Origin of the sequence: Methanococcoides methylutens, assembly GCF_000765475.1 — an archaeon.
Taxonomy (GTDB): domain Archaea; phylum Halobacteriota; class Methanosarcinia; order Methanosarcinales; family Methanosarcinaceae; genus Methanococcoides; species Methanococcoides methylutens.
Genome location: NZ_JRHO01000002.1, coordinates 76544 through 98978, shown reverse-complemented (window position 1 = coordinate 98978; position 22435 = coordinate 76544). Strand labels below are relative to the sequence as shown.

22 protein-coding genes and 1 pseudogene are annotated in these 22435 nt (G+C 39.0%); 13 read left to right on the top strand and 10 right to left on the bottom strand.

Annotation, left to right across the window (positions count from 1 at the left end):
* Positions 1–11 precede the first annotated feature (11 nt).
* Genes LI82_RS00555 through rsgA (LI82_RS00545) form a run of 3 tightly spaced genes read right to left on the bottom strand, consistent with a single transcriptional unit; the run spans position 12 to position 1575 of the window.
* Positions 12–233 carry a hypothetical protein gene (locus LI82_RS00555; RefSeq protein WP_048193025.1) on the bottom strand — a complete coding sequence of 74 codons (222 nt, stop codon included), beginning with the start codon at positions 231–233 and terminating at the stop codon, positions 12–14.
* A 21-nt stretch (positions 234–254) separates the two neighbouring features.
* A complete protein-coding gene (locus tag LI82_RS00550; protein ID WP_048193024.1) occupies positions 255–461 on the bottom strand; it encodes a hypothetical protein in 207 nt (68 codons plus the stop codon).
* A 10-nt stretch (positions 462–471) separates the two neighbouring features.
* On the bottom strand, positions 472–1575 hold the full coding sequence (gene rsgA, locus LI82_RS00545; RefSeq protein WP_048193023.1) for a ribosome small subunit-dependent GTPase A: 1104 nt from the start codon (positions 1573–1575) through the stop codon (positions 472–474).
* Positions 1576–1724: 149 nt separating this feature from the next.
* On the opposite strand from rsgA (LI82_RS00545), the gene LI82_RS00540 reads away from it, so the two are divergent.
* The 4 genes from LI82_RS00540 to LI82_RS12285 all read left to right on the top strand — a co-directional run bounded on the left by LI82_RS00540 (position 1725) and on the right by LI82_RS12285 (position 5925).
* Positions 1725–2573, top strand: coding sequence for a YihY/virulence factor BrkB family protein (locus LI82_RS00540; RefSeq protein WP_048193022.1), 849 nt, complete (start codon positions 1725–1727; stop codon positions 2571–2573).
* A 275-nt stretch (positions 2574–2848) separates the two neighbouring features.
* Complete coding sequence (locus LI82_RS00535; protein ID WP_135607292.1) at positions 2849–4285, top strand: TrkH family potassium uptake protein; 1437 nt, start codon at positions 2849–2851, stop codon at positions 4283–4285.
* A 305-nt stretch (positions 4286–4590) separates the two neighbouring features.
* Positions 4591–5661: a sensor histidine kinase gene (locus tag LI82_RS00530; RefSeq protein ID WP_052402632.1), complete on the top strand. Its 1071-nt coding sequence runs from the start codon at positions 4591–4593 to the stop codon at positions 5659–5661.
* A gap of 24 nt (positions 5662–5685) precedes the next feature.
* Complete coding sequence (locus tag LI82_RS12285; protein WP_052402630.1) at positions 5686–5925, top strand: ATP-binding protein; 240 nt, start codon at positions 5686–5688, stop codon at positions 5923–5925.
* Here the strand turns inward: LI82_RS12285 and LI82_RS00525 are convergent.
* A complete protein-coding gene (locus LI82_RS00525; RefSeq protein ID WP_048193021.1) occupies positions 5909–6505 on the bottom strand; it encodes a hypothetical protein in 597 nt (198 codons plus the stop codon). The two genes, LI82_RS12285 and LI82_RS00525, sit on opposite strands and share 17 nt — an antisense overlap.
* Positions 6506–6627: 122 nt before the next feature.
* Positions 6628–7344 (bottom strand): annotated as a pseudogene (locus LI82_RS13330) (aspartate/glutamate racemase family protein).
* 253 nt (positions 7345–7597) lie between these two features.
* Here LI82_RS13330 and LI82_RS00515 point away from each other — a divergent pair.
* A complete protein-coding gene (locus LI82_RS00515; protein WP_048193020.1) occupies positions 7598–8059 on the top strand; it encodes an SRPBCC family protein in 462 nt (153 codons plus the stop codon).
* Positions 8060–8116: 57 nt separating this feature from the next.
* Here LI82_RS00515 and LI82_RS00510 read toward each other — a convergent pair whose 3' ends face one another.
* Positions 8117–8749 carry a hypothetical protein gene (locus LI82_RS00510; protein ID WP_052402628.1) on the bottom strand — a complete coding sequence of 211 codons (633 nt, stop codon included), beginning with the start codon at positions 8747–8749 and terminating at the stop codon, positions 8117–8119.
* Between the two features lie 81 nt (positions 8750–8830).
* Positions 8831–10039, bottom strand: coding sequence for a multidrug effflux MFS transporter (locus tag LI82_RS00505; RefSeq protein ID WP_048193019.1), 1209 nt, complete (start codon positions 10037–10039; stop codon positions 8831–8833).
* Between the two features lie 434 nt (positions 10040–10473).
* Between LI82_RS00505 and kamA the strand changes: the two genes are divergently transcribed.
* From kamA to LI82_RS00480, 5 genes are all read left to right on the top strand, one after another.
* Positions 10474–11781, top strand: coding sequence for a lysine 2,3-aminomutase (kamA, locus tag LI82_RS00500; RefSeq protein ID WP_048193018.1), 1308 nt, complete (start codon positions 10474–10476; stop codon positions 11779–11781).
* Positions 11781–12614 carry a putative beta-lysine N-acetyltransferase gene (gene ablB / locus LI82_RS00495; protein ID WP_048193017.1) on the top strand — a complete coding sequence of 278 codons (834 nt, stop codon included), beginning with the start codon at positions 11781–11783 and terminating at the stop codon, positions 12612–12614. Before kamA ends, ablB begins: the two co-directional genes overlap by 1 nt.
* Before the next feature lie 370 nt (positions 12615–12984).
* Positions 12985–14148 (top strand): HEAT repeat domain-containing protein, encoded by a 1164-nt coding sequence (locus LI82_RS00490; protein ID WP_052402626.1) that lies wholly within the window; start codon positions 12985–12987, stop codon positions 14146–14148.
* Positions 14149–14222: 74 nt separating this feature from the next.
* On the top strand, positions 14223–14672 hold the full coding sequence (locus LI82_RS00485; RefSeq protein WP_052402624.1) for a hypothetical protein: 450 nt from the start codon (positions 14223–14225) through the stop codon (positions 14670–14672).
* A gap of 760 nt (positions 14673–15432) precedes the next feature.
* Complete coding sequence (locus tag LI82_RS00480; protein WP_048193016.1) at positions 15433–15744, top strand: cupin domain-containing protein; 312 nt, start codon at positions 15433–15435, stop codon at positions 15742–15744.
* 74 nt (positions 15745–15818) lie between these two features.
* Here the strand turns inward: LI82_RS00480 and LI82_RS00475 are convergent, their stop codons facing one another.
* Positions 15819–16337 (bottom strand): pentapeptide repeat-containing protein, encoded by a 519-nt coding sequence (locus LI82_RS00475; RefSeq protein WP_048193015.1) that lies wholly within the window; start codon positions 16335–16337, stop codon positions 15819–15821.
* 200 nt (positions 16338–16537) lie between these two features.
* Here LI82_RS00475 and rsgA (LI82_RS00470) point away from each other — a divergent pair, with 200 nt between their 5' ends.
* Positions 16538–17338 carry a GTPase RsgA gene (gene rsgA / locus LI82_RS00470; RefSeq protein ID WP_052402623.1) on the top strand — a complete coding sequence of 267 codons (801 nt, stop codon included), beginning with the start codon at positions 16538–16540 and terminating at the stop codon, positions 17336–17338.
* 20 nt (positions 17339–17358) lie between these two features.
* Here the strand turns inward: rsgA (LI82_RS00470) and LI82_RS00465 are convergent, their stop codons facing one another.
* Positions 17359–18069: a DUF434 domain-containing protein gene (locus LI82_RS00465; RefSeq protein ID WP_048193014.1), complete on the bottom strand. Its 711-nt coding sequence runs from the start codon at positions 18067–18069 to the stop codon at positions 17359–17361.
* A gap of 58 nt (positions 18070–18127) precedes the next feature.
* Here LI82_RS00465 and LI82_RS00460 point away from each other — a divergent pair, with 58 nt between their 5' ends.
* On the top strand, positions 18128–18790 hold the full coding sequence (locus tag LI82_RS00460; RefSeq protein WP_048193013.1) for a SagB/ThcOx family dehydrogenase: 663 nt from the start codon (positions 18128–18130) through the stop codon (positions 18788–18790).
* A 386-nt stretch (positions 18791–19176) separates the two neighbouring features.
* On the opposite strand, the gene LI82_RS00455 is transcribed toward LI82_RS00460, so the two are convergent.
* Positions 19177–19839 carry a hypothetical protein gene (locus LI82_RS00455; RefSeq protein ID WP_135607291.1) on the bottom strand — a complete coding sequence of 221 codons (663 nt, stop codon included), beginning with the start codon at positions 19837–19839 and terminating at the stop codon, positions 19177–19179.
* A 224-nt stretch (positions 19840–20063) separates the two neighbouring features.
* On the opposite strand from LI82_RS00455, the gene LI82_RS00450 reads away from it, so the two are divergent.
* A complete protein-coding gene (locus LI82_RS00450) occupies positions 20064–22427 on the top strand; it encodes a histidine kinase N-terminal 7TM domain-containing protein (RefSeq protein WP_081955690.1) in 2364 nt (787 codons plus the stop codon).
* The last annotated feature ends 8 nt before the right edge of the window (positions 22428–22435 follow it).

Sequence of the window (22435 nt, the reverse complement as noted above, 5' to 3'; positions counted from 1 at the left end):
TTGAATTCTAATTAATTGCTAAGTTCCCCGGAACTACTGAGCTCCAGCATGTTTTCCTCAAACCATGCGAGTTCCTTCATCGTCTTTGCCAGACATGCGACAAGCCATTCCTTTAGAAGTGTTCTCTCTCCAAGCATTCTACTTGTTTCGCTTATCTCACCGTGCAGCCAGGCATTTTCTCCACATCTAGGGTGTGCACTGCCAATTGAGTCGGGATTAATGTCAATCTCCATCCTTCCAATGGATTCTATTATTCACAGGACATGATGCTTAAATTTAAAATGGCAGATTTCCAGCCGGGTGATCAGGTTGCGGATATCTTGTGCTACCTGTGGAAGGCTGCCTATGCGCTGCTCCAGCCGGTAGATCTCTATTATTTCGAAGTCCGGCTGCTCAAATCCGATATTTGCCCATGGCTCCAGCGGTATTTCTTCCGGCTTTGTAACAATTGTGTTATTCATTATCTTCTGCTCATTTTCCGGTATACTCCCGGTATTTTCTGGCAGTTTGTGACAGTCCCTTGTACTTTTTCTTCTCAAGCCTTTTCAGGCCAATCTCAGCTTTCTCTGACTGGAAAGCAGCTTCATTCATCAGTTTGTGGTAACTGTCAAACCTTTCCTGTGTGATAAGACCATTCTGAACTGCATTCCGGACAGCACAATGAGGTTCATTGTGATGTGTGCAGTCCTTGAACCTGCAACTATTAGATAGGTCAGCAATATCTGAAAATGTCCTATCGATGCCCTCTGAACTATCCCCAAGCTGTATCTCCCGGATACCGGGGTTGTCAATGAAGATGCCACCGTTTGGAAGAAGGAACAATTGCCTTACTGTGGTCGTGTGCTTGCCTTTATCGTCATCTTCGCGAACATCGTTGGTTTTCTGAAGATCTTCTCCAAAAAAGGCATTGATAAGCGTGGATTTCCCAACTCCCGAAGAGCCGATGAGTGCTACCGTTTCGTCGGTGTTGATGTAAGGAATGAGTGCTTCCAGTCCGTCCTTTGAAAGAGCGCTTATGGCAATGACTGGAACATCACCTGCAATTTCCTTTGTTTCTTCTATCACCTGTTCCGGGTCGTCAGCAAGATCGATCTTGTTTACCAGAATAACAGGCTTTGCACCTGATGAATGAACAATGGTAAGATATCTTTCAAGTCTTCGCAGATTGAGATCTTTTCCCACTGCTGTGACAATAAAAATCGTATTAATATTTGCAGCGATCACTTGTTCTTCACTGCTATCCCCCGGGGAGCCCCTTGCAAGACAGGTCTTTCGTGGCAGGATATCCACGATGGTGTATGAGCTTAGTTCAGCCTGGTCCAGCAGGACTACAAAATCCCCGACTACTGGCTGTTTACCTATCCGTCGCATTGCACCTGAGATCGCTGCCTGAACCATAGCACCTGGAATTAAAATATCGCAGACAGTTTTGTGCTGGGCTGCAACTCTTCCGGCTATATAAGTCCCTTTGTAAGCAGAAAATGCTTCTTCAAGCATATCATCCCATCCGGGAATTGAATAAGGATGATCAGGATCGGATTCTTCAGGCTTTTTGGATTTCGGTTGCTTGTCCATTAGAAGTAATTATAAATTCATCATGAATAGTTCTTTTGATTGTGCTTGGATGTGCTACTGCTTTTTGTCAGTTTCATGGCCTTTATATTCATCTATCTCTGGATATTTGTTATCATAAACTAATTGTAGCTATACGTTAATTACTTTTTATGGAAAAGTTCAGGGGTGTAGTTGTACAAACTATTAAAAAGTGGAACGCTGACGACGGGATATCTTTCAGTGCAGCTCTCACATTTTATTTAATACTCAGTCTTCCTTCCTTGCTTTTGTTCTCATTATCCATTGGTGGAATGTTTTTGAAAGTGGAAAGACTTCAGGAAACAATCATCGAGTATGTTTCACCTTTTGCAAATGAAGAGATCATAAACTCATTGAACCTGCTTTTCCAGCAATTACCGGAAACAAGTTCCCTTACCTTTGGATTGATGATCAGTTTCTTACTTTTCCTCTGGAGTGCCGGCAACATCTTTTTGCATTTCCAGAAAACGATCAATAAGATGTGGGGAGTTTTAGAGTATAAAAAAGGATTTGTTCGAAGAATTTTTAAAAAACGTATTTCTTCATTTGTTGCGGTTTTTATATTTAGCTTGTTACTGATCATGAGCATTCTTGCTGAGATATTTTTAGTAGTGATATCAAAAATACTTACGACCATTATTCCATTTTCTCTGGATATTATCCAATATGCTTCTTCTCTCGCAAACGTGTTCGTACTTACAATCCTTTTTATCTATCTTTACAAAACACTTCCTGAAAAGAAGATCGACATCAAGTATATTGCCATAGGTTCATTTCTTACAGTTTTTTTCATTACCATTGGCAAATATCTTTTTAGCTTATATCTTTCATACAGCAATTTAACAACGGTCTATACACAAATTGGGGCTTTTCTTGCAATCTTTTTGTGGTTGTATTATTCTTCTATTATAGTAACACTAATGGCCGAATTTATCAAGATCTATTCAGATATTGAACATCAGGTTGTTGGGGAAAAATGATACTTTTGTATGTGTCCATTATTTATTCAATAATAATTGGGCTATTGCCATGCACCTTTATCCCCTGATTAACTGAGTTCAAAATCTCATATGCTATTCCTCTAAAGAACCTGCGCAGAACACCTAAATAAATTGGATAGATATCTACATGAAGAATGTTTTACAAAATAGAGAATAACTTTCCCGAGGTTTTGTAAATAGATCGAATATCCATATGTCCTTCATATGGCAAAAACGAAGATGTTAATATGATAATATAATGTGGTGGGATCGGCTTGAGATATAATGTAGTTCTGGGTGTACTGGGTTCTATTCTCTGGCTGCTTGCCATATTTATGTTCATTCCATTGTTTGTGGCTCTTTATTATGATGAACCGCTTTTAACTTTTGGCTTACCTTTGATAATCACGATGCTTATTGCTTTTGTTTTTTCATTGTTCTTCACAAAAGTGGAAGAAGAATGGAATATGAAGGAAGGCTTTTTCATTGTAGCATCAGGCTGGCTTATTGCAGCAGTGGTCTATTCTCTTCCTTACATGCTCGAGGGTGTACCTCCGGTCAATGCCTTATTTGAATCCATGTCCGGTGTCACTGCTACCGGAGCGACTGCACTTGTCGATATTGAGAGCCATAGCAAAAGCCTGCTCTTCTGGAGAGGCATGACACAGTGGCTTGGTGGTATGGGAATTATCATGTTGTTCATTGCTATTCTGCCAAAGCTCGGTATTGCAGGACGGCAGATGTTCCGTGCGGAGGTTCCAGGTCTTCACGAAGAACAACTGCGACCGAGGATCAGGGAAACTGCCAAGATATTGTGGCTTGTTTACATTGCTCTGTCAGTTGCAGAAGTGATCGTTCTGGACCTTGCAGGATTGTCCTTTTATGATTCTATCACCCACACGTTCACATCCATCTCATGTTCTGGCTTTTCCCCTTATTCAGACAGCATAGCAGCTTTTAATGACCCTCTGGTAGAGGGTATTTTTATAGTTTTCATGTTCCTTGGAGGAGCAAACTTTGCCCTTCATTACAAAACGATATTTTCTGATAGGACGAGCCTGATAAAAGACCAGGAATTCAAATTCTATTTCGCTATAATTGCAATAGCGACCCTCGTTCTTGCCTATATGCTCTTCAGCACCCGGGTCTATTCACTTTCTGATGCTTTCAGGTACAGCAGTTTCCAGGTAATTTCCATCCTTACGACCACAGGTTATGCGACAGCGGATTTTAATCTCTGGCCAGACTCCTCAAGATTCATCCTCTTCCTGCTGATGTTCATCGGAGGTTGTGCCGGTTCCACTTCAGGCGGTGTGAAAGTAGTGCGTGTACTTCTCCTGCTAAAATACGCACAGAATGTGCTCTTCAAGGTACTTCACCCCAAAGCCATCAGACATGTCCGCTTTAACGGCAAGACAGTTCCTGAGGATGTCATTCATTCAATCGTATCCTTCATGGTAATTTACTTCATGATCTTCGTTGCCAGCTCGACCATGCTCTCACTAATGGGAATGGACTTCGTTACTTCCCTGAGTGCTTCCATTGCAACCCTTGGCAATGTTGGTCCCGGTCTTGGCCCTGTAGGCCCGATGGCCAGCTTTGATGCCATCCCGGACCTTGGCAAGCTGATACTCACTGCTAATATGTGGATCGGGAGACTTGAGGTATTTACAGTGATGGTGATACTGACGCCGGCTTTCTGGAGGAAGTGAAAATAAGTAGCTTAAAGGTTTTTTCATCTTCATTTTTCTTCGTTTTTTATCTTCATTTTTCTTCGTTTTTTATCTTCTGTTTTCTTACCCAACTTTATCCGTATACGCAATAAATAGTTTCGGCAACATCTCTTCTGAAAATTTGAAATATAGTATAATTATTCATCTTTACAAAATTAAAAAACTAATCTGCTTATCATATAAATATAAATATAATAAATGTACTATTTCTGATGGGGTTAATTAATTTGCATTGCTAATATCGGTCTGAACGATATTTCTAGTTTTGTAAATGGGGGCATTTAATGAATGAGTTTACATACTCAAAGACAATTCGTCGTGAACTTTCAGTTATTGCAGTTTTAACAATCTTCGTGGGAATTCTGTCTATAAATCTTGATTTATTTGAAGGAGTACTTCATTATGTGCATGTCAATGTACACAGTGATCTAGATGAAATTTTTTTAACATCTGTATTTTTATTGTTTTCTCTTTTTATTTTTTCATATCATCTATATGCTGAAGTAAAAAGAGAATCTATAAGTCTCGTTGAAGCTAATACAAATTTTCAAAATATTTTTGATAGCTCAAATGATTCGATCGTCGTTTATAGGAAAGGCGGTTCCATCGTAAATGCAAATAATGCTGTCATCAATAAACTGGGTTACAACAAAGACGAGTTACTTCAGATGCATGTTCAGGAACTATATGATCAGAATTCAAGATCTATAGAAATTACAGATGAAATTTTTCGACCTCAGGGAAAATCTTCATTATTAGAGATAGAAGCTATTCACAAGGATGGTTCAAGAATTCCTACGGAAGTAAGTAGTAGTTTATTTACGTCTAATGGTCTTCCTTATATTATTTCCGTTGGCAGGGATATTACGGAACGTAAGAGAATCCAAACTGCAATACTTGAAAAGAATAAGGCCCAAGAAGCCAGCCAGATCAAATCTGAATTCCTCGCAAACATGAGCCATGAATTACGCACTCCACTTAATTCTATCATCGGCTTCTCACAGTTGCTAAATAGCAATCCTTATGGGAACCTGAAAGAAAAGGAAATTAAATATTCATACAATATCATGAATGCAGGGAATCACTTGCTGGAACTTATTAATGACATTCTTGATATTTCTAAGGTTGAAAGCGGTAAAATTGAACTTGAATATGAAAAATTCTGTTTACATGCTTTCTTTTCTGAAGTAGAAGGTATAGTGCAGCATCTGGCAAGCAAAAAAAACATTGAAATATTTAATCATTTTAGTTCTGAAAGCATAGAAGTGTATGCTGACAAATTAAGAATGAAACAAATATTATATAATCTGTTAAGCAATTCCGTGAAGTTCACACCTGAAAATGGGTGTGTATAGGTAACTGCTATTGATCGTGATAACATGCTTGAGATATCTGTGTCGGATAACGGTATAGGCATTCCGAAAGATAAACACGATGAGATATTCGAGACCTTCAAACAGGTTGATTCTTCAACCTCAAAGCAATATGGGGGAACAGGTCTCGGATTAGCTTTGGCCAGGCGGTATGTTGAGCTGCATGGAGGAAACATATGGGTTGATAGTGAAAAAGATAGGGGTAGTACCTTTACGTTTACTATCCCTTTTAATTCTGTTTCTTAAATGAGCATATAAGTCCTTTTATTGCACTCAAAAAACGCTTCAATCGAGAGTCTTCTTCAATGTTATAGCCACAGAACTTGGCATCATAATAGTGATTGATATATTTATCTACAGAATCCTTGAATTTCTCTATCTCTTCGTCAGTAAGGGGATGGCATGAAATACAGAAATCATCTTTTTGAATTGGACGCCCCCCGTATTTTTCTAACAGGCATACAGCGTCAGTTCCAACAAAACTATTGTCCACTAGACAATATCCGGAAAGTTCTCCAAATATTCTCTTTAGTTTTTTACAATTATAGACACGAAGAGAGTCCTGGAAATCATCATAAATGAGAGTAATGTTTTGTAAGTCCGCATCCTGTTCTTCATCAAGGAAACGCCAATTGCTTCCTGCTTTTTCACACCTGCCACCTTCTATGACCTGAGGTGCATAGCAGCTAAGCTCTTCAGGAGAAATTATAAGCTTACTGCCTTTTTTAGCAAAAAAACCTTCTCTTGTAATGAAGTTGTCTGATTCGGAGACATACTTTCCGATTACTGCTACATCATTTTCAAGTACGTCTTTATTTTCAGACATACTATTATTTATGTGGGCTAATAATTTTATATACCTTTTGGTTTGCATGAGATTAATTCTCTTCAGATTCAAGGACAGAATACATGTCACTAACACTTTCCATAACCTTGAGGCCTTCTACTTTATATCTGCAACCTTGCCCTTTTGACCACAACTTCTGCTAAGACCTGTGAAGGATCTATCAATGGAACCGGCACTTCTTCTTTAAGTGAGAGCAAAGTAAGTTCAGTACAACCAAGTATTATGGCTTCAGCACCCTCTTTAATGAGCACTTCAATTATTTCTAAAATATCGTTCCGTGCACTTCCATCTGTATATCCTGCCTTTATCCCTTCTTCTCCATAAATAGAATTCATGACCTTTTCCTGTAACTCTTCATCTGGAGTTATTATTTCGATCCCCCAGATCGCATCGTGATATAGTCTGGTCATTATTGTCCCGGTAGTTGCCAATAGCCCTATTTTTTTGAGATCCGGTAATTCTTTATGGATATAGAATGCAGTTTCTGAGATCATGTTTATTATGGGGATCTATGTACTGCTTTGTAGTTCAGGATAAAAGTAATGCATCGTATTGCATGGTATCGCGATGATCTCGACACCAGCATTTTCGAGGTTCACGATGGACTTTTTTGCTTCCTCTACGGGACTTATGCCAAGTCCAAGTATTGCCAGCGTGCGGTCCGGTATATTTGGGTTATTATCAATTATTATCCTCAAATGGTCCTGATCAGTTTTGGCAGGAGTATTTTTGATAACCTTTAAGAAAAAACGCGCTGTTGATTCAGATCCCACGCCCCCTAAAATACCAACCGTTTTATCATGTGCTCTGACTTTCATTAAATTGCTCCCCAAACTTCCCCATTTGCAAGATTCCCCTTTGTTTTCACTTTGATTGCGAAATCAAGTACCTATATTTTTATAGGGCTATTATCATAAATCAATTTTGTATTCTTATCAATATATCAAAAAAATTTTATTATTTTATATCTGATATAAGCAAACTTATTTTTGGGATAAAAACAAACATTCTTTATTAATTTACTAATTTATTCATTAGTTACATTTGCAAGGGAATATTGGGGTGTAAAATGTGCTCACGTTAAAAAATTCCGTAACAATAAACCAACCACCGGAAGTTGTTTTTGAGTGGTTCACTCATTTTTGTGAAAATTACACTTCATGGCATCAGGACCATATAATTGCGAAATGGATTCGGGGGAAGGATTTTGAAAAAGGTTCGATTCTTTATGCTGAGGAATATCTCAACGGTAAACTGGAAAAATTAAGCTTTGAAATAACCAGATTCACAAAAGGTGAATTAATAGAATACAAACTATTATTCCCACATTCCATTATCTCTCCAGGTGGAGCATTTTACGTAGAACCTCTTGGTGATAATAGATGCTTGTTCACTGCTACGCTTTCTTTTCGATTTGGATGTTTGTTCTCGAAAATTGCAAAAAAAAGAATTGCTTCCCTCAGGATACATATGAAAGAAGAAGGAGAAAATCTTAAAAGTATATTGGAAAATTCAAATATTAATTCCCTATAATGGAGTCATCTCCAACAGTCAGGAACATTTTAATGTCAAATACTACAAACATCCTTCTCAGGAAATCCGCCTGAAAATATACGAGTTGGCTGTTTTAGTATATCCTATCCCTTTCCCAAGTTCCTTAAGGTATTCTTTTGTAACAGGGATCTGCTTTTTTGGAAAGAAATAAGATCCAAGGTCTCTGTTTGTGATGTGATATTTGCCACTCTTTACATAGACAGCTGCGATAAGTTCATAATCATCATCGATGAATGCTATCCCTGCGTCCCCGTGACTATTATTTGCAAGCAGTATTCCATCAATTTTCAGATATTTTTTACATTCCTGTGAAACAAAGCCAGCATACTGTGAGATGAGCAGATCGAAACTATTTTCTTTAAGATCAAGCGGTTTGGAGTAATCAGAAGATATGAACTTGAAAACAGCATCTGTGCAATAGGTCTTTTTCTTTGAGATCAGATCAGCCACTAAACTTCTTTGTTCAAAGAACTTCTTTGCTCGTGGATCATTATCCACATATACGACTTCAGGAATGAAAAAAGAAGGAGTTACATGGGCAAAGCTTCCCGGGTAAAGAGCGCTATCAATGTTGAATCTGGTTTTCAGGGTTTCAAACAGTTCTGCTCTTTCAAAGTTGTTGTCAACATAGGATTCCCTGTACAGTTCCTGTACGTCGACTTTTCTCATAAAATGTAAGAAGGCTTTCAATTTTATAAATGCATTTGTAAAATGAGTTGTTCTTATTTTTAGGTAAAATTGATAATTGTGTCAGCTTTGTGCTGGGGAAATAAATCCCCTTTTCTGCAAGATCAACCATGCGATCAGTATCAGGAAACCACATCCCAGAGATATCAATCCAAGTGTGTTTATCTTGTCCTCCCATTCCAGGGAGATTAGCCACATTCCCACAGCACCCATGGTGAAGTATGTGAAGATTAGCAGCGAGGAAGCCGAGCCTACATCCTTATCGACCTGTTCGAGTACAAGGTTGTTGCTGGGTGGACGGCTCAAACCGATGGAAAATGTTACAAGGAACATTGGAAGGGCAAATTCCCATGGGTACTGGTGCTTATTCATGACGAGAATAAGTCCTCCCAGAAAAATACCTATGAACCCGGCTGTCATTAGGTGCTTTGAGTTTATGAACTTTGTTAACCTAAGACAGAAGAAGGATCCTATCATCAGTGCGAGAGCATTGAACGCGAAAAAGTAGCTGTATTTCTGCTCGGTCAGTCCAAACCCGTTTATGTATATATCAGATGATCCTGCGATGAAGCTGTACATCGGGAAAAGGGTTGCTGACATGACAATGACCATGATGACATAGGTAGGTTTTAGCATCAATCTGCCATAAGCATGCATGATCCTGGAAAGGGGAACATTGGAAACATGAGGTAGAGTTTCCGGGAAGCGAAGGACCCCGATCAGCCCGATAGCTCCCAGAAGGCCCTGGCTGAAGAAGATCCAGGGCCATGAAAGTTCTAGCAGTATCCATCCACCAAGAATCGGAGCCATCATAGGGGCAATGGCCATGATGATCGCTATGTGTGCCAGTATCCTTTCCCTCTCATGACCTGAAAAAATGTCCTTTGTCATGGCCATGGACAGGGATGAGCTGGCTGCTGCTCCTGCAGCCTGGAGTACCCGGAAAAGGATCAGCATATGGGCTGTGGTTGCAAGAGCACAGAGAAAACTTGCAATTATGTATACGCCAAGTCCAAGAAGTAGAGGGCGGCGACGACCAAATCGATCAGAGATCGGGCCGTAGAAGAGAAGGAAGAATCCATAGGTTATGAAAAAGCAGACAAGGATCAGATTAACAACAGAAATTGGTTGGTTCCAGTTTTCTGAAAGTAACGGAATGGCTGGCAGGATCATGTCAGTTGAAAGTGCAGGAAATGCTGTCAGAAGGGCGAGAAGGGGAATTACTCCTTTTAAGCTGCTATTTGTGTTACCTTCACTTTGATTAAATGTCATAATAAAATACTTTTCCTTTTTTGCAAACCGATAGCTGCTATTAGCTGAGGTTGCTGATGATCACATGTTATATAAGTTCAATGTGTGGAGCAGTTCTGTTGATCTCCTATTCACTTTATACTTTTTATGTAGCAATAACAGGTGATTTTTTATTATTTAAATTGTAGCAGATCAGCTGAATTTATAGAAGAGGATTTCCACAAAACCATACTTTGATACAATTTAATTATGGGGAAAGATATATTAGTGGTCAACTTCAAGTTATAGCCTGTACAACCAATATAGAGTAGGTGTATTTTATTTTATAGGCGACAGTCAACGAAAGCGTGACTAAAATATCTATTATTTAAGGTCCAATATGCTTTTTTATGCCAATTTTGGATGTCAAATTATAGATACTATTTTGAAGCCGAAACCTTAGTCGTGGTATTTTGATGGAAAAATACAGTAAGCAACAAAAAGAAATAGCAACAATGATCGATTCTGATGACTTTCTGGACAAATGGAAAGATTGGAATTGGCAGTTAAAACATTCTATTCAGGACATTGAGACTTTCGAGAAACTTCTCGGAATAAGTTTTGAACCTTCTGAAAAAGCAAAGCTCGAAGAAACCCTTGAAAAGTTCCCTTTGTCAATCACTCCTTATTACTTATCACTGATCGACTCTGATGATTTCAGGAACGACCCTATCTTTCTCCAGGCTTTCCCTTCACCTGAAGAATTAAGTGTGTCAGATGAGGAACTTGAGGACCCTCTTTCAGAAGATACAGATAGCCCCGTTGAGGGCATAACCCACAGATATCCTGACAGGGTACTTTTCCACATAAGCAATGTATGTTCGATGTATTGCCGCCATTGCACACGTAAAAGAAAAGTTGGGGACATTGATTGTATCCCCGGAAAAGATAAGGTACTCAAAGGTATCGAATACATCAGGAATACTCCACAAATAAGAGATGTGTTACTTTCTGGTGGTGATCCTTTGATGCTGTCTGATGATTACCTGGACTGGATACTTACTGAGATCAGTAGCATTCCTCATGTAGAAGTGATCCGTATAGGCAGCAGGATGCCTGTAGTACTTCCATATCGTATCACAGATGAACTTGTAGATGTACTGAAAAAGCATCATCCTGTCTGGTTGAACACACATTTCAACCACCCACGTGAGGTAACAGCCTCTTCCAGAAGAGCACTTCGAAAGCTTGCAGACGCTGGCATTCCTCTTGGAAATCAGACGGTATTGCTTGCAGGCGTGAATGACTGCCAGAGGATCATAAAGAAGCTGGTCCATAAGCTGGTCCAGAATCGTGTTCGTCCGTACTACCTGTACCAATGTGACCTTTCCGAAGGACTATCACATTTCAGGACACCTATAGGAAAGGGAATTGAGATCATGGAGAACCTGATCGGTCATACGAGTGGCTTTGCAGTTCCTACCTATGTCATTGATGCTCCTCATGGAGGAGGGAAGATACCGGTCATGCCTAATTATATCATCTCATGGTCAACGAATCGCGTTATCCTCCGTAATTATGAAGGTGTGATTACAACCTATAAGGAACCGGAGTCATACAAACAGGTGTATTGTGACCGCAAGTGTGATGACTGCTATCTCCAGCTTAAGCTTGATGATGCTACTGAATACAAAGGAGTCGGAATTGCCAAACTGCTTGCAGACCATGACGACACCACCAGTCTTGTTCCTGAAGATAATGCAAGGATGGAGAGAAGGGCTTAATGGATTCCATTGGGAAAATAGGCAATTCAATCATTCAGCACGGCAGTTATAACGACCGGATCTATCTTATGAAACTGGATCCGGCAGACATGCCTTCACTTCTGGATGAAATGGATGCCCTTGCAGAAAGGGAAGGTTATTCCAAGATATTCACAAAGGCTCCGAGTTCTTTCAGGGAACTTTTTAGTGATCACGACTATCTGTGTGAAGCATCTATCCCGCGATATTACGATGGAGATGATGCTGTCATCATGAGCAAGTTCCTTGATGACAAAAGAAGCATCAACTCTCTGAATGATATCCATGAGGATGTCATAAAGACAGCTCTGTCTAAAGAAAGAGGCCTGAATTCCAGACTTCCATCCGGATATTCAATAAGGAAATGCGGGAAGCAGGATATTGAACAGATGGCTGAAGTCTACCAGAAGACGTTCGATACCTATCCTTTCCCTATACATGATCCGGAATACCTGATAAAGACAATGGAAGATAACGTTGTATATTTCGGTGTTTTCAGGGACGAAAAAGCAGTTGCACTTTCCTCTGCTGAAATAGACTTTGATAATTCAGCCGTTGAAATGACCGATTTTGCAACATTGGCCGATTTCCGTGGAAAGGGCCTATCCTCACATCTGCTTATGAGAATGGCAGAAGAGATGAAAGCAATGGGAATCAGGACCGCATTTACCATTGCAAGGGCAAGCTCTTACGGAATGAACATCGTGTTTGCAAAATGCGGTTATGAGTATTGCGGAAGACTTGTGAACAATACCAACATTTCAGGCAACATCGAAAGCATGAATATATGGCATCTTGATCTTGGATCAGATTGATATTTTATATCAATCTCTTTCTCTTTCTTTATGTTCTTCTTCTTTATTTTGTGGTTTTTGAGAGAATAAATTTATCTCTTCGCTTAAAATGCGTAACTCTTTTTATTCTCGCTATTTATTATTTTCATATATCTGAAAATACAATTGTCTATAATATAATTGCAAAGTTTCGGATAGAACTTGTACCAGAGATTTTTGTTAACTACTTAAATATGATGATCTCTAACACATCAATTACTTTTTAATACAACCAATCATATTTTTAATTATGAATATAAAATGTGTGTATGTATTAGCATCATCTATTCTTTTGATACTTTGTACAACTTCTACGTGTATTTGTTCTGATGAAAATACTATAGATGAAGCGATGATCGAATCATTGATACAGAATACGGGACATCCGGACGCATTTGTCAGAGTTGATGCGGTGAAAAGTCTTGTTGGGATAGGAGAGCCTGCAGTAGATACTCTGATCCAGTCACTGAATGAAGAAAACCCTAAGATCCGGGAAAATTCAGCAGCTGCTCTTGGGAAAATAGGAGATGAAAGAGCAGTACAACCTCTCATTAATTTGCTGGGTGACGAAAACAATGAGGTCCAGCGTGCTGCAGAATTTGCTCTTTGTGATATCGGGGACCAAGCAGTGGAGCCACTGGTTGATGCTATAAGTGATCCTAATGCAAATTGGGCTGTCCGGTTGAATGGAATACGTGTTCTTGAAACAATAGGGGATGAGAGGGCAGTAGGTCCACTGATCGAGATGCTTGGAGGTGCGGACGCCGTAGATGCTGCTGCAGCTTTAGGTAGTATCGGTGAATCAGCAGTTGAACCCCTTATCGATGTTTTAGGGGATGAAGATCCACACGTGCGGGCATATGCTGCCAGAGCTCTGGGTGGAACAGGTGATTCGCGGGCAGTTGGACCTGTTATTGAACTTCTCAACGATGAAAATGAGAATGTGAGAGCCAACGCTGCAATGGCACTTGGTAAGCTTGATGACAGAAGAGCGATCGAACCACTCACAAAATCTCTGGATGATAGTTCAGATAGGGTGCGTATTCTTGCAAGATCAGCAATCGATGATATTGAAAGACAGGTTAGCAGTTCTAAAGTTATGACCTTCTACGGAGAGGGAAGGGAGTTCTATACAGAAGACGAAAGGCGAAGCTGGCTTGATGAACTTGAAAGTATGAGGAACATAAGAGACGATATGGAGAAATACATGCATCCGGATGGTCCTGTTATTTCCTATGGACAGGGGTATGATGGCTATATATCAGTCACATTCCTGGAAGGTTCTGAGGTCAATGATTCTTTGATGGATGAAATTTATGGGGTAATTGACAAGAAAGCTGTTGAGAATGGTATCGATGATATACCTGTGAAATTCGAATTTGAGGAGATGCCCGTGCTAGATGAAGCACCGTCTGAAGCTCTCATAGAAGAGGACATTGAGACTCCCAATACGCCAGGTTTTACAATTCTTTCACTTATAATGGCACTTTTTATCGTATTTAATAAGCAAAAGTGATTGAACTCACGAATTACCAAGTGGACGATTTCAGGAGCATTTGATCAATCCAATTCGTTTAAAGGTAGAGTAGTATGGTAAATATTGAAATGCAGAACATTCGATGGCTGGCTATAAGTGGTGTGGTGATATTGCTATTTGTACTAATACCACAACTGATTTTTTATATCGGTGAAAGCTTTATTCAAGTAGAACCGATGTGTGTAATTAAAAATTATGACCAGCATCCACATAACGCAACACTTCACATCATTGATTCTTCTGGTGAAATATATCTGGAAGAAAATTATCAACTCAGATCTGGGGAATCTGTTAGTATTCAAAAACCAGAATCGATTCTAGCATGGTCTAATCCACTCAAAAGTAAGGAACCTGAAAATGTATCAAAGGAATGGGACTTCTACTTTGAATCTGAAAATATTTCGACAAATTACAGCACTGTTCCACATCGGGTAAATACTGTGAATTTTAACCTGGTTAATGATAGCAATGGATTTGATATTGGAATAATTGAATATACATAATTTCTTTTAAAGGTGGTGTAGATGATAAGTAAACAAGTAGCAAAGAGAATTGTTCTAGTAACGATTGCAGTATTATCAATATTTGCGATAATTTTCTACAGGTGAAGCATTATGACAAATAATCAAATGCCAAATCGGATTACTCTATTCGCAATTGCAGCAGTGTTTATATTCATCGTATTGTATGCAATCCCATGGTTGCTTGCTGGACCAAGTGAACCAATTTACACAATCGTTAACGAAGACGAATATCCACACAATGCATCTATTTAGATAACACGACCTGATGGTAGCATATATGTAAACAAAACGTTCAGTCTCGAAGCAGGTGAACGCATCAGGGTAGGCAGACAATCTCTGGAATGGAATACACCACCAAAGCTGGGTTATGAACTTATTAAACCCGAATGGGATTATTGTTTCAAATCTGAAAATCAGACAGTAGGTTTTGATACTGAATCCCGTTGGGGAAATACGGTTACTTATATACTAACCAATGATAGCGGTGAAGTTGTTGTTGATGTTTCGGTCTTTACATAATAGGCCGATTATTAAAATTGCAGCAGCTTAGCTGAATTTGAAGATAAGGAGTTCTACAGGGTCTAAAAAGTTATGCAAACATATAAGTTACTATATTCAAATATTAAATTGATGTGGGTAATTATCAAAATACCGTGATCTCTAATTAATTGGTAGTTTCTTCTCTCCTGATAATGTATTAATCTCTTAGTACTGTGCTTGTTAAATAGAGGTGTTAGATATGGATAAAGGATTCTCAAAAGATCTTAGTGAATTGATGCAATTCCCTTCAGAGGGAATTTTCAGTACAGTTCTGGCAAAAGCTGAAGACTATAACTATACCCTGATGTGCCTTGCTGCCGGAACGAACATTGACGAGCATACTTCTACGAAAACAGGAGTTGTTCAGGTCTTGAAAGGAAAAGGTATTTTCAGGCTGTTCGATAATGACATAGAGATGAAAGAAGGGACCTTCATTTTCATGCCAGCAAATGCACCTCATTCTCTTCACGCGGATGAGGACCTGGCAATATTGCTATGTCTCACAAAGTGAGATCGATCGAATAAGGGTCTGCAAAGAATATTTGATAGATTTGAAAAGCTGTTAAGTTCCGGCTTAACAGTTTTTCATTCCAGCTCAATGTCATAAATATTTAACAGGGAGATAACTTCCGGGATAGAAAATTTTGTCTTTTTCAGGAAATTGTTATTTGGGTCTATATCATAGTTTTTTGCATTCCTGAACGACGTTAAGCTCAGGTTCGCATTCTGAATGAGACTTTTCTTAAGATCGGAATTTTCAAAATTCGCTTTTGTAAGGTTGGTATTCAGAAAATCACAATCATGTACCTGACAATTGATAAAATCCGTATTTTCCAAATTCAGATCGGAAAAGATCGACAGTGAAAGAAAAGAGTCTTCAAATCCAAAAGTGAGTATGAAATCATTACATTTTGAAAAATCCAGTCCCTGAATTTTGCAGTTCCTGAATCTAACATCCTGCAATTTTGTGTTGTCCAGATCGACGTTTGATAAATTGCAGTTCTCAAAAACACAATCAATAAACCTTGAATTTTTGAAAGATGCGTCCCTAAGGTCGGTATCCTTAAAGGTTTCCGCTTCAAATTCTTTGTTCTGGTACTGCATGCTCTGGAAATAATGCTGCTTTTTATATGAGTTCTTCGCACACGGGAGATGTGAGTTTATGATTCTGGAATCGATTGAAAAACTCTTAACTTTAATTTAAGCCTCTTTATTCCGACAAGATTTTTATGTAAATCTCAAGCTTCACATTTTTTAAGTGATACCAAAGAACTTATCTTTGTTGAACCAGATAATTTCTATTAATGAATGACCAATATGAGCCAGATATCTCTGGTCATTCCTGCACAAATACCCTTCCGGGTTGGAATAAGGAGCTGGAATCGGCTTTTTCTACCTATTCAGGTCCATGCTTAGCTGGAAGAGTGGTAGCTCGACACAGATCAGCCTGCGATATTCTTGTTTCAGATGAGATTCTAAGTGCAGAAACTGATGTCTCACTTCTTAAAACCAGTAAACAACCAGTAGTTGGAGACTTCGTCGTTCTCTCGGATCACCTGGGATCAGGCTCACATGTTATTGTGGACGTCTTGCCCAGAAACACTTGTCTATCACGAGGAGCTTCCGGGGATGGTCGTGAGGAACAACTGATCGCTGTAAATATTGATACCATATTTGTTGTAACTTCGATCGAAAAGGATCTTAATTTGCGAAGGCTTAAACGCTATCTTGCCATTGCGCATTCATCTGGTGCTAAACCATTGGTCCTGCTTAATAAGATCGACCTTGCAGATGATGCATCTCAAATGGTAAAAAGAATACATTCTGTTACAGGGGAAGTACCTGTTATTGCTGTCAGTGCTCTTTCAAAAGATTGCGCTTCTGTGCTTAGTCTTTACATTAACCCAGGCGATACTGTGGCACTTCTTGGTTCACCAGGGGTTGGAAAATCTACGCTTATCGGTTCTTTTATTGGCGAAAATGCTTCGGAAAAGATGGATGTTCGGGAAAACGATGGGTATAAAGATCACATAACTACAATGCGGAAGTCATTCCTTCTTCCCAATGGTGCGATCATTTTTGATGATCCGCATATTCCTTCATGAAATTGCCTGGATGCAGAGTTTCATTTTCTTCTCACATGAGCATTGAGGCTGAACGCTTCATCGATCTTCCCATTCTGTTTCATCCAGCATTCCGTCACATCAACCACCTTCTCCGCAGCATCAACTATAATACCATCAGCAGTTGCTATCACTGCACTTGTTCCCGCTTCCTTGAGATCGAAATCAACATGTTTTGAGGTCTTTGAATCGGCTTTGAAATTGTTACTTTCGGCTCTTTCCCTGATAAATTTTGCAAGTTTTCCACTGTTGCTCATCTGGGAATCAAGAAGGATGGTAGCTGACCTTAATTTCAAAGTTGAGAGTGTTGATAGCATCTCTTCAACTGCTACGTAGGTTGTGTCAGTGACCCTGTGGTTTCTGAATATTCCACTGGTATCGCGCAGGAATCCATCGTCTGCAGACCATATTGTTTCATTTTTCAGTGAGCTTTCTATGGTTATTATGACATTGTAGCCATCAACAAGGACATCGCAACCTTCTAGTTGGGAACATTTGAGTTTCTTTTTCATGCGGCTTTCTGCAGTTTCTGGTGAGAAAACCAGTCTTGCGAGTACATGCCTTTCATGTTCAGTCAGTTGGTAATGGTTGCTTACAAAAGTAATTGCAGTCTTTCTTACATATCCTCTTGAGAGCAGGTACCTTATGTCTATTGCAGGCTCTAAAAGCTTTTTTTTCAGTTCATCTACTGAAATCATATTTTCATGAGGCATTGCAAATACTTTGATTTGAGTAAGATTTATAGATGTCGCAGAACAATGTATTATTTTGATGAGTGGGAATACAGAAAAAGACAGAAATGATCAGTTTGATCCAGGAACATATCCTGTAGACCAGTCACTTGAGCTCGAACTTCCTGAACCGATTCTTGAAAGCAGTACTTCCATCGAACAGGCCCTTGCAGAAAGGCAGTCCGTTCGTTCCTATTCCGGCAGGTCGCTAGCACTTTCTGACGTGTCCCAACTTCTTTGGGCTGCACAGGGAATAACGCGGGATAGTTTCTTCAGGACAGCACCTTCAGCTGGTGCCCTTTATCCGCTCGAGGTGTATCTGGTTGTGGGTAATGTAGATGGGGTTGTTGCTGGTGTTTACAGATATGTGTCATCTAGGCATTCAATGTTACGCGTTCTTGATGGTGACAGGAGGGACGAGCTGTGCAGGGTCTCGTTGTCACAGCCACAGATCAGGGATGCTGCTGCAGTTGTTGTGATCGCAGCGGACTATTCACGCACGACGGTAAAGTATGGAATCCGTGGCATCAGGTATGCACATGTCGAAGTGGGCTTTGCTGCTGAGAACGTTTATCTGCAGGGAGTATCACTTGGTATCGGGACGTGTGCTGTGGGTGCATTTGATGACGGGGAGGTTGCTTCCATCCTTGACCTGCCAGTCAATGAAGAGCCATTGCTGATAATGCCGATAGGGTATGTGTAACATCATTACATATTGAGTTGGCGTAGTTACCGATAGCTACGTTCTGATATCGAGTTTTATCTTTCACGCATATACATTGAAACTTAAATTTACTAATATTTGATATCTGGTTGAGAATATATAGAATAACCCGGAATAGTAAATCGATACCTTCCACGTTGAAGATGGGATGTTTTTCGTTCAGAATATGATTCTGAAAGAGTCTGTGTTCAGGGACTAAGCCATGTCATAAAAAAGTATTATTCAAAAATAACAGTTTTGATAATATCAAATCCATGAATCTCATAGGGGATATGGTCTGGTGGTGATAAAAGATCCTATGAAAATAGGATCTCTACAAAGCAGACATTTAAAAAATATTCGAATACAATCAAGGGTTAGCCACTTTAATTATTTGTGCTTGCTAAAGCTGCGAGTATGGCACCAATTCCGGCAGCAGGAACTCCCGATAATGTTGCAATCCCTGCAACTGCACCATATTTGGCAACACCAAGTAGTGTGTTTACAATTGAATTCTTTGTTTGATCTGTATCATCTATCCACTCATATATTTCATCCAGGTATAGCTCTTCATCTTCATTATAATCTAAAGGCAAGAATTTATCCATCTCTATAAGGTAAACGAACCATGCATTTAGTATTTCCAGGTATGTAGCAAAACCATCGAAAATTGAATCTATTCCAGACTCTACTTCTTTACACTGAAGATTACGTGCGTCCAGATCTACAAGAAGAGAGAGCCCATATGGGGAAAAGCCGAATTTACATATATCCAATTCAAAATTTGCTGCTAGAAGACTATGCATCAACATGGGATCTAGCCAAAGCTGTTCATCTTCATCAAGTTCAGCTAAAACCATTTGTATCGTTATGATATTTCGATCGTAGGTTGCAATAAGTTCAACTTCAGTTCCATCTCCTGAAAGATCGGATTCAGAAATTGTATATGGTATTAGGATATGATCATCGTAGATTGTATACATTAGACCAGCTTCATCAAGAAGCTGGCAAAGTTTGCTTTTTAATTTTGTTATAATAAGTACCCCCAAACTCTAAGTGACAACAGATATTGTATAGCTTATTGAGATTTGGTTGGTTTTATAATATATCTTTTTCTAAAAATGGGTTTGAATACTTCAGATAGTATACCAAAACTCTTTCCCTGATACTTTAAAAATAAGCACAAGAAGTAAATTAGCAATTATAATAACTACATATTTATAATATCATCTCTTATTTTCTTGAAATTAGTTCATTAACTGAAGGTATTGTCATGCTATATCCTAGTTTATATTCATTTTTCTTGATTATTTCCGGTATCTTGCTTATAGTGATGGGACTGTATATCCGCCAGTTCAAGGATTCTGAATATATTACTTATTTTTCAATGCTACTATTTTCGGTTGCAATATATTCAATATTTTATGCTTTGGAAATATCTTCGACAACAATGAGGACTTCGTTGTTCTTTTATAAACTTCAGTATGTTGGCATCGTTTTGATCCCTGTTTTTTTGCTCCTATTCTCGATCAGCTATACAAGAGAAGAAAAATGGGCAACTCCTTCGAGGATCTTTGTTCTCTTTATTGTTCCAGTGATCACGCTGATCCTTGTATTCACTACTGAGATGCATTACCTGTTCCACGAAGTTATTTACATCAAGACTACAGGTCCACTTTTTGGTCTTTACTTTGAACCGGGTATTTACTATTGGTTCTATCAGTTCTATTTGATCATACTGGTAGTATTTTGTATTGTTATTTTCTTCAAGACGTACTTCTCTAACAGATCCTTTTTTGGTATACACCTGCTACTTCTAATTATCTGCTCTTTGTTACCTTTTTCAATATACCTGCTTTATCTGGCAGGGATCTTTCCTGAGGGTTTCGATCCTATACCTTTTGCTTTTACTTTAACTATGATAATGATATACATCGGTATATTTCGTTATAGATTACTCGATATAACTCCTCTTGCACGTAGTTTCCTTTTTGAGAATATGCCTTCAGGTTTCATAGTTCTTGATGGAAAAGGTAGAATTGTTGATGTTAACCAATTTGTAGAAAAATATATGGACTTGGGTGCAAAAGATATTGGCAAACCGGCATCAGAAGTGTCTGGATACTGGCATGAACTTCTGGATCTTGAACTTAATGATAATGATATGAAAAATATCGTGCTAAAGAAAAGCCTCGGTGGTACAACTTTCTGGTTTGCTGTTAATGTATCAATCCTTTGCAATGAACATGGTGACTTTCATGGAAAAATGATCGTTCTGGATAATATTACAGATAAAAAGCTTACAGATGATATTCTATCCATTCAGCATGATCTTTCAATTGAAATGGGGACACGTTCTGACCTTATTAGCACCCTGAATTCTCTGGTGGAACATCTGGTAACGATCGAAGCTATTGATTCCGGTGGGATCTATCTGGTAGGTGATAATGGGGACCTGGATATGATCGTACACAATGGGCTTTCACCAGAGTTCGTAGCACAAAGCAGCCATTACGATAAGGATTCATTGAATGCAAAAATTGTAAGGGATGGCAAAGCTGCATACATAAAGTATTCTGACATGCTATCAGGCAATCTTATCAATAGTATGTCCGAAGATTTTTTGTCTGAGGGATTGAAATCAATGACTGCAATTCCTATCCATTTCGAAGGCAAAGCTATTGCATGCATGAGTCTTTCATCTCACACTTACAACGAAATCCCGGAACAAACAAGGAATGGGCTTGAAAGTATAGCCTCTTTTGCAGGGGAATATATTGCAAGAGCAAAAATACAGGATATGATGAACAGGCAGAAAACAGATCTGGAAAACCTGTTCAATTCAATGGATGACCTGTTCTTTGTTCTGGATGAATCGGGCAACATCATATCAACAAATAAATCAGCAAGGTTAAAACTTGGATACAGTGAAGAGGAATTTTCATCAATGAAAGTTACTGATGTTCATCCTGAAGAAAGCATAGATCAGGTCATATCAGTTGTAAAGGAACTGCTTTGTGGTAAGATTGATTCATGTTCAATTCCTCTTGTTTCCAAAGATGGAACACACATACCCGTTGAGACAAGGGTCACGGTCGGTAAGTGGAACGGTCAAAAAGTAATGTTTGGAATTTCAAGAGATGTGAGTGAGCGTCAAAAATTTGAACAAGATATCATTGATGCTAAAAACAAAGCCGAAGAAGCTAACCGGATAAAATCTGAATTCCTGGCAAATATGAGCCATGAGCTACGTACACCTCTTAATTCGATCATTGGTTTCTCACAGTTGTTGCATAGCGATCCTTTCGATAACCTGACTGCAAAGGAGATTGGTTATTCTCAAAATATTGCAAGCAGTGGCAAGCATTTACTCGATCTTATCAATGATATTCTGGATCTTTCAAAGATCGAAAGCGGAGAAATGGAACTTGAATGTGAAAAGTTCAATTTGACTACTTTCATTTGTGAAGTGGAAGAGGTAATGAAACATCTGGCAAGTAAAAAGAACATTGAAATTCATAACAAGACTCGTTCTGAAAGTATCGAAGTGCATGCTGATAGATTGAGGATGAAGCAAATATTGTATAATCTGCTAAGTAATTCCCTGAAGTTCACACCTGAAAATGGCTGCATATAGCTAAATGC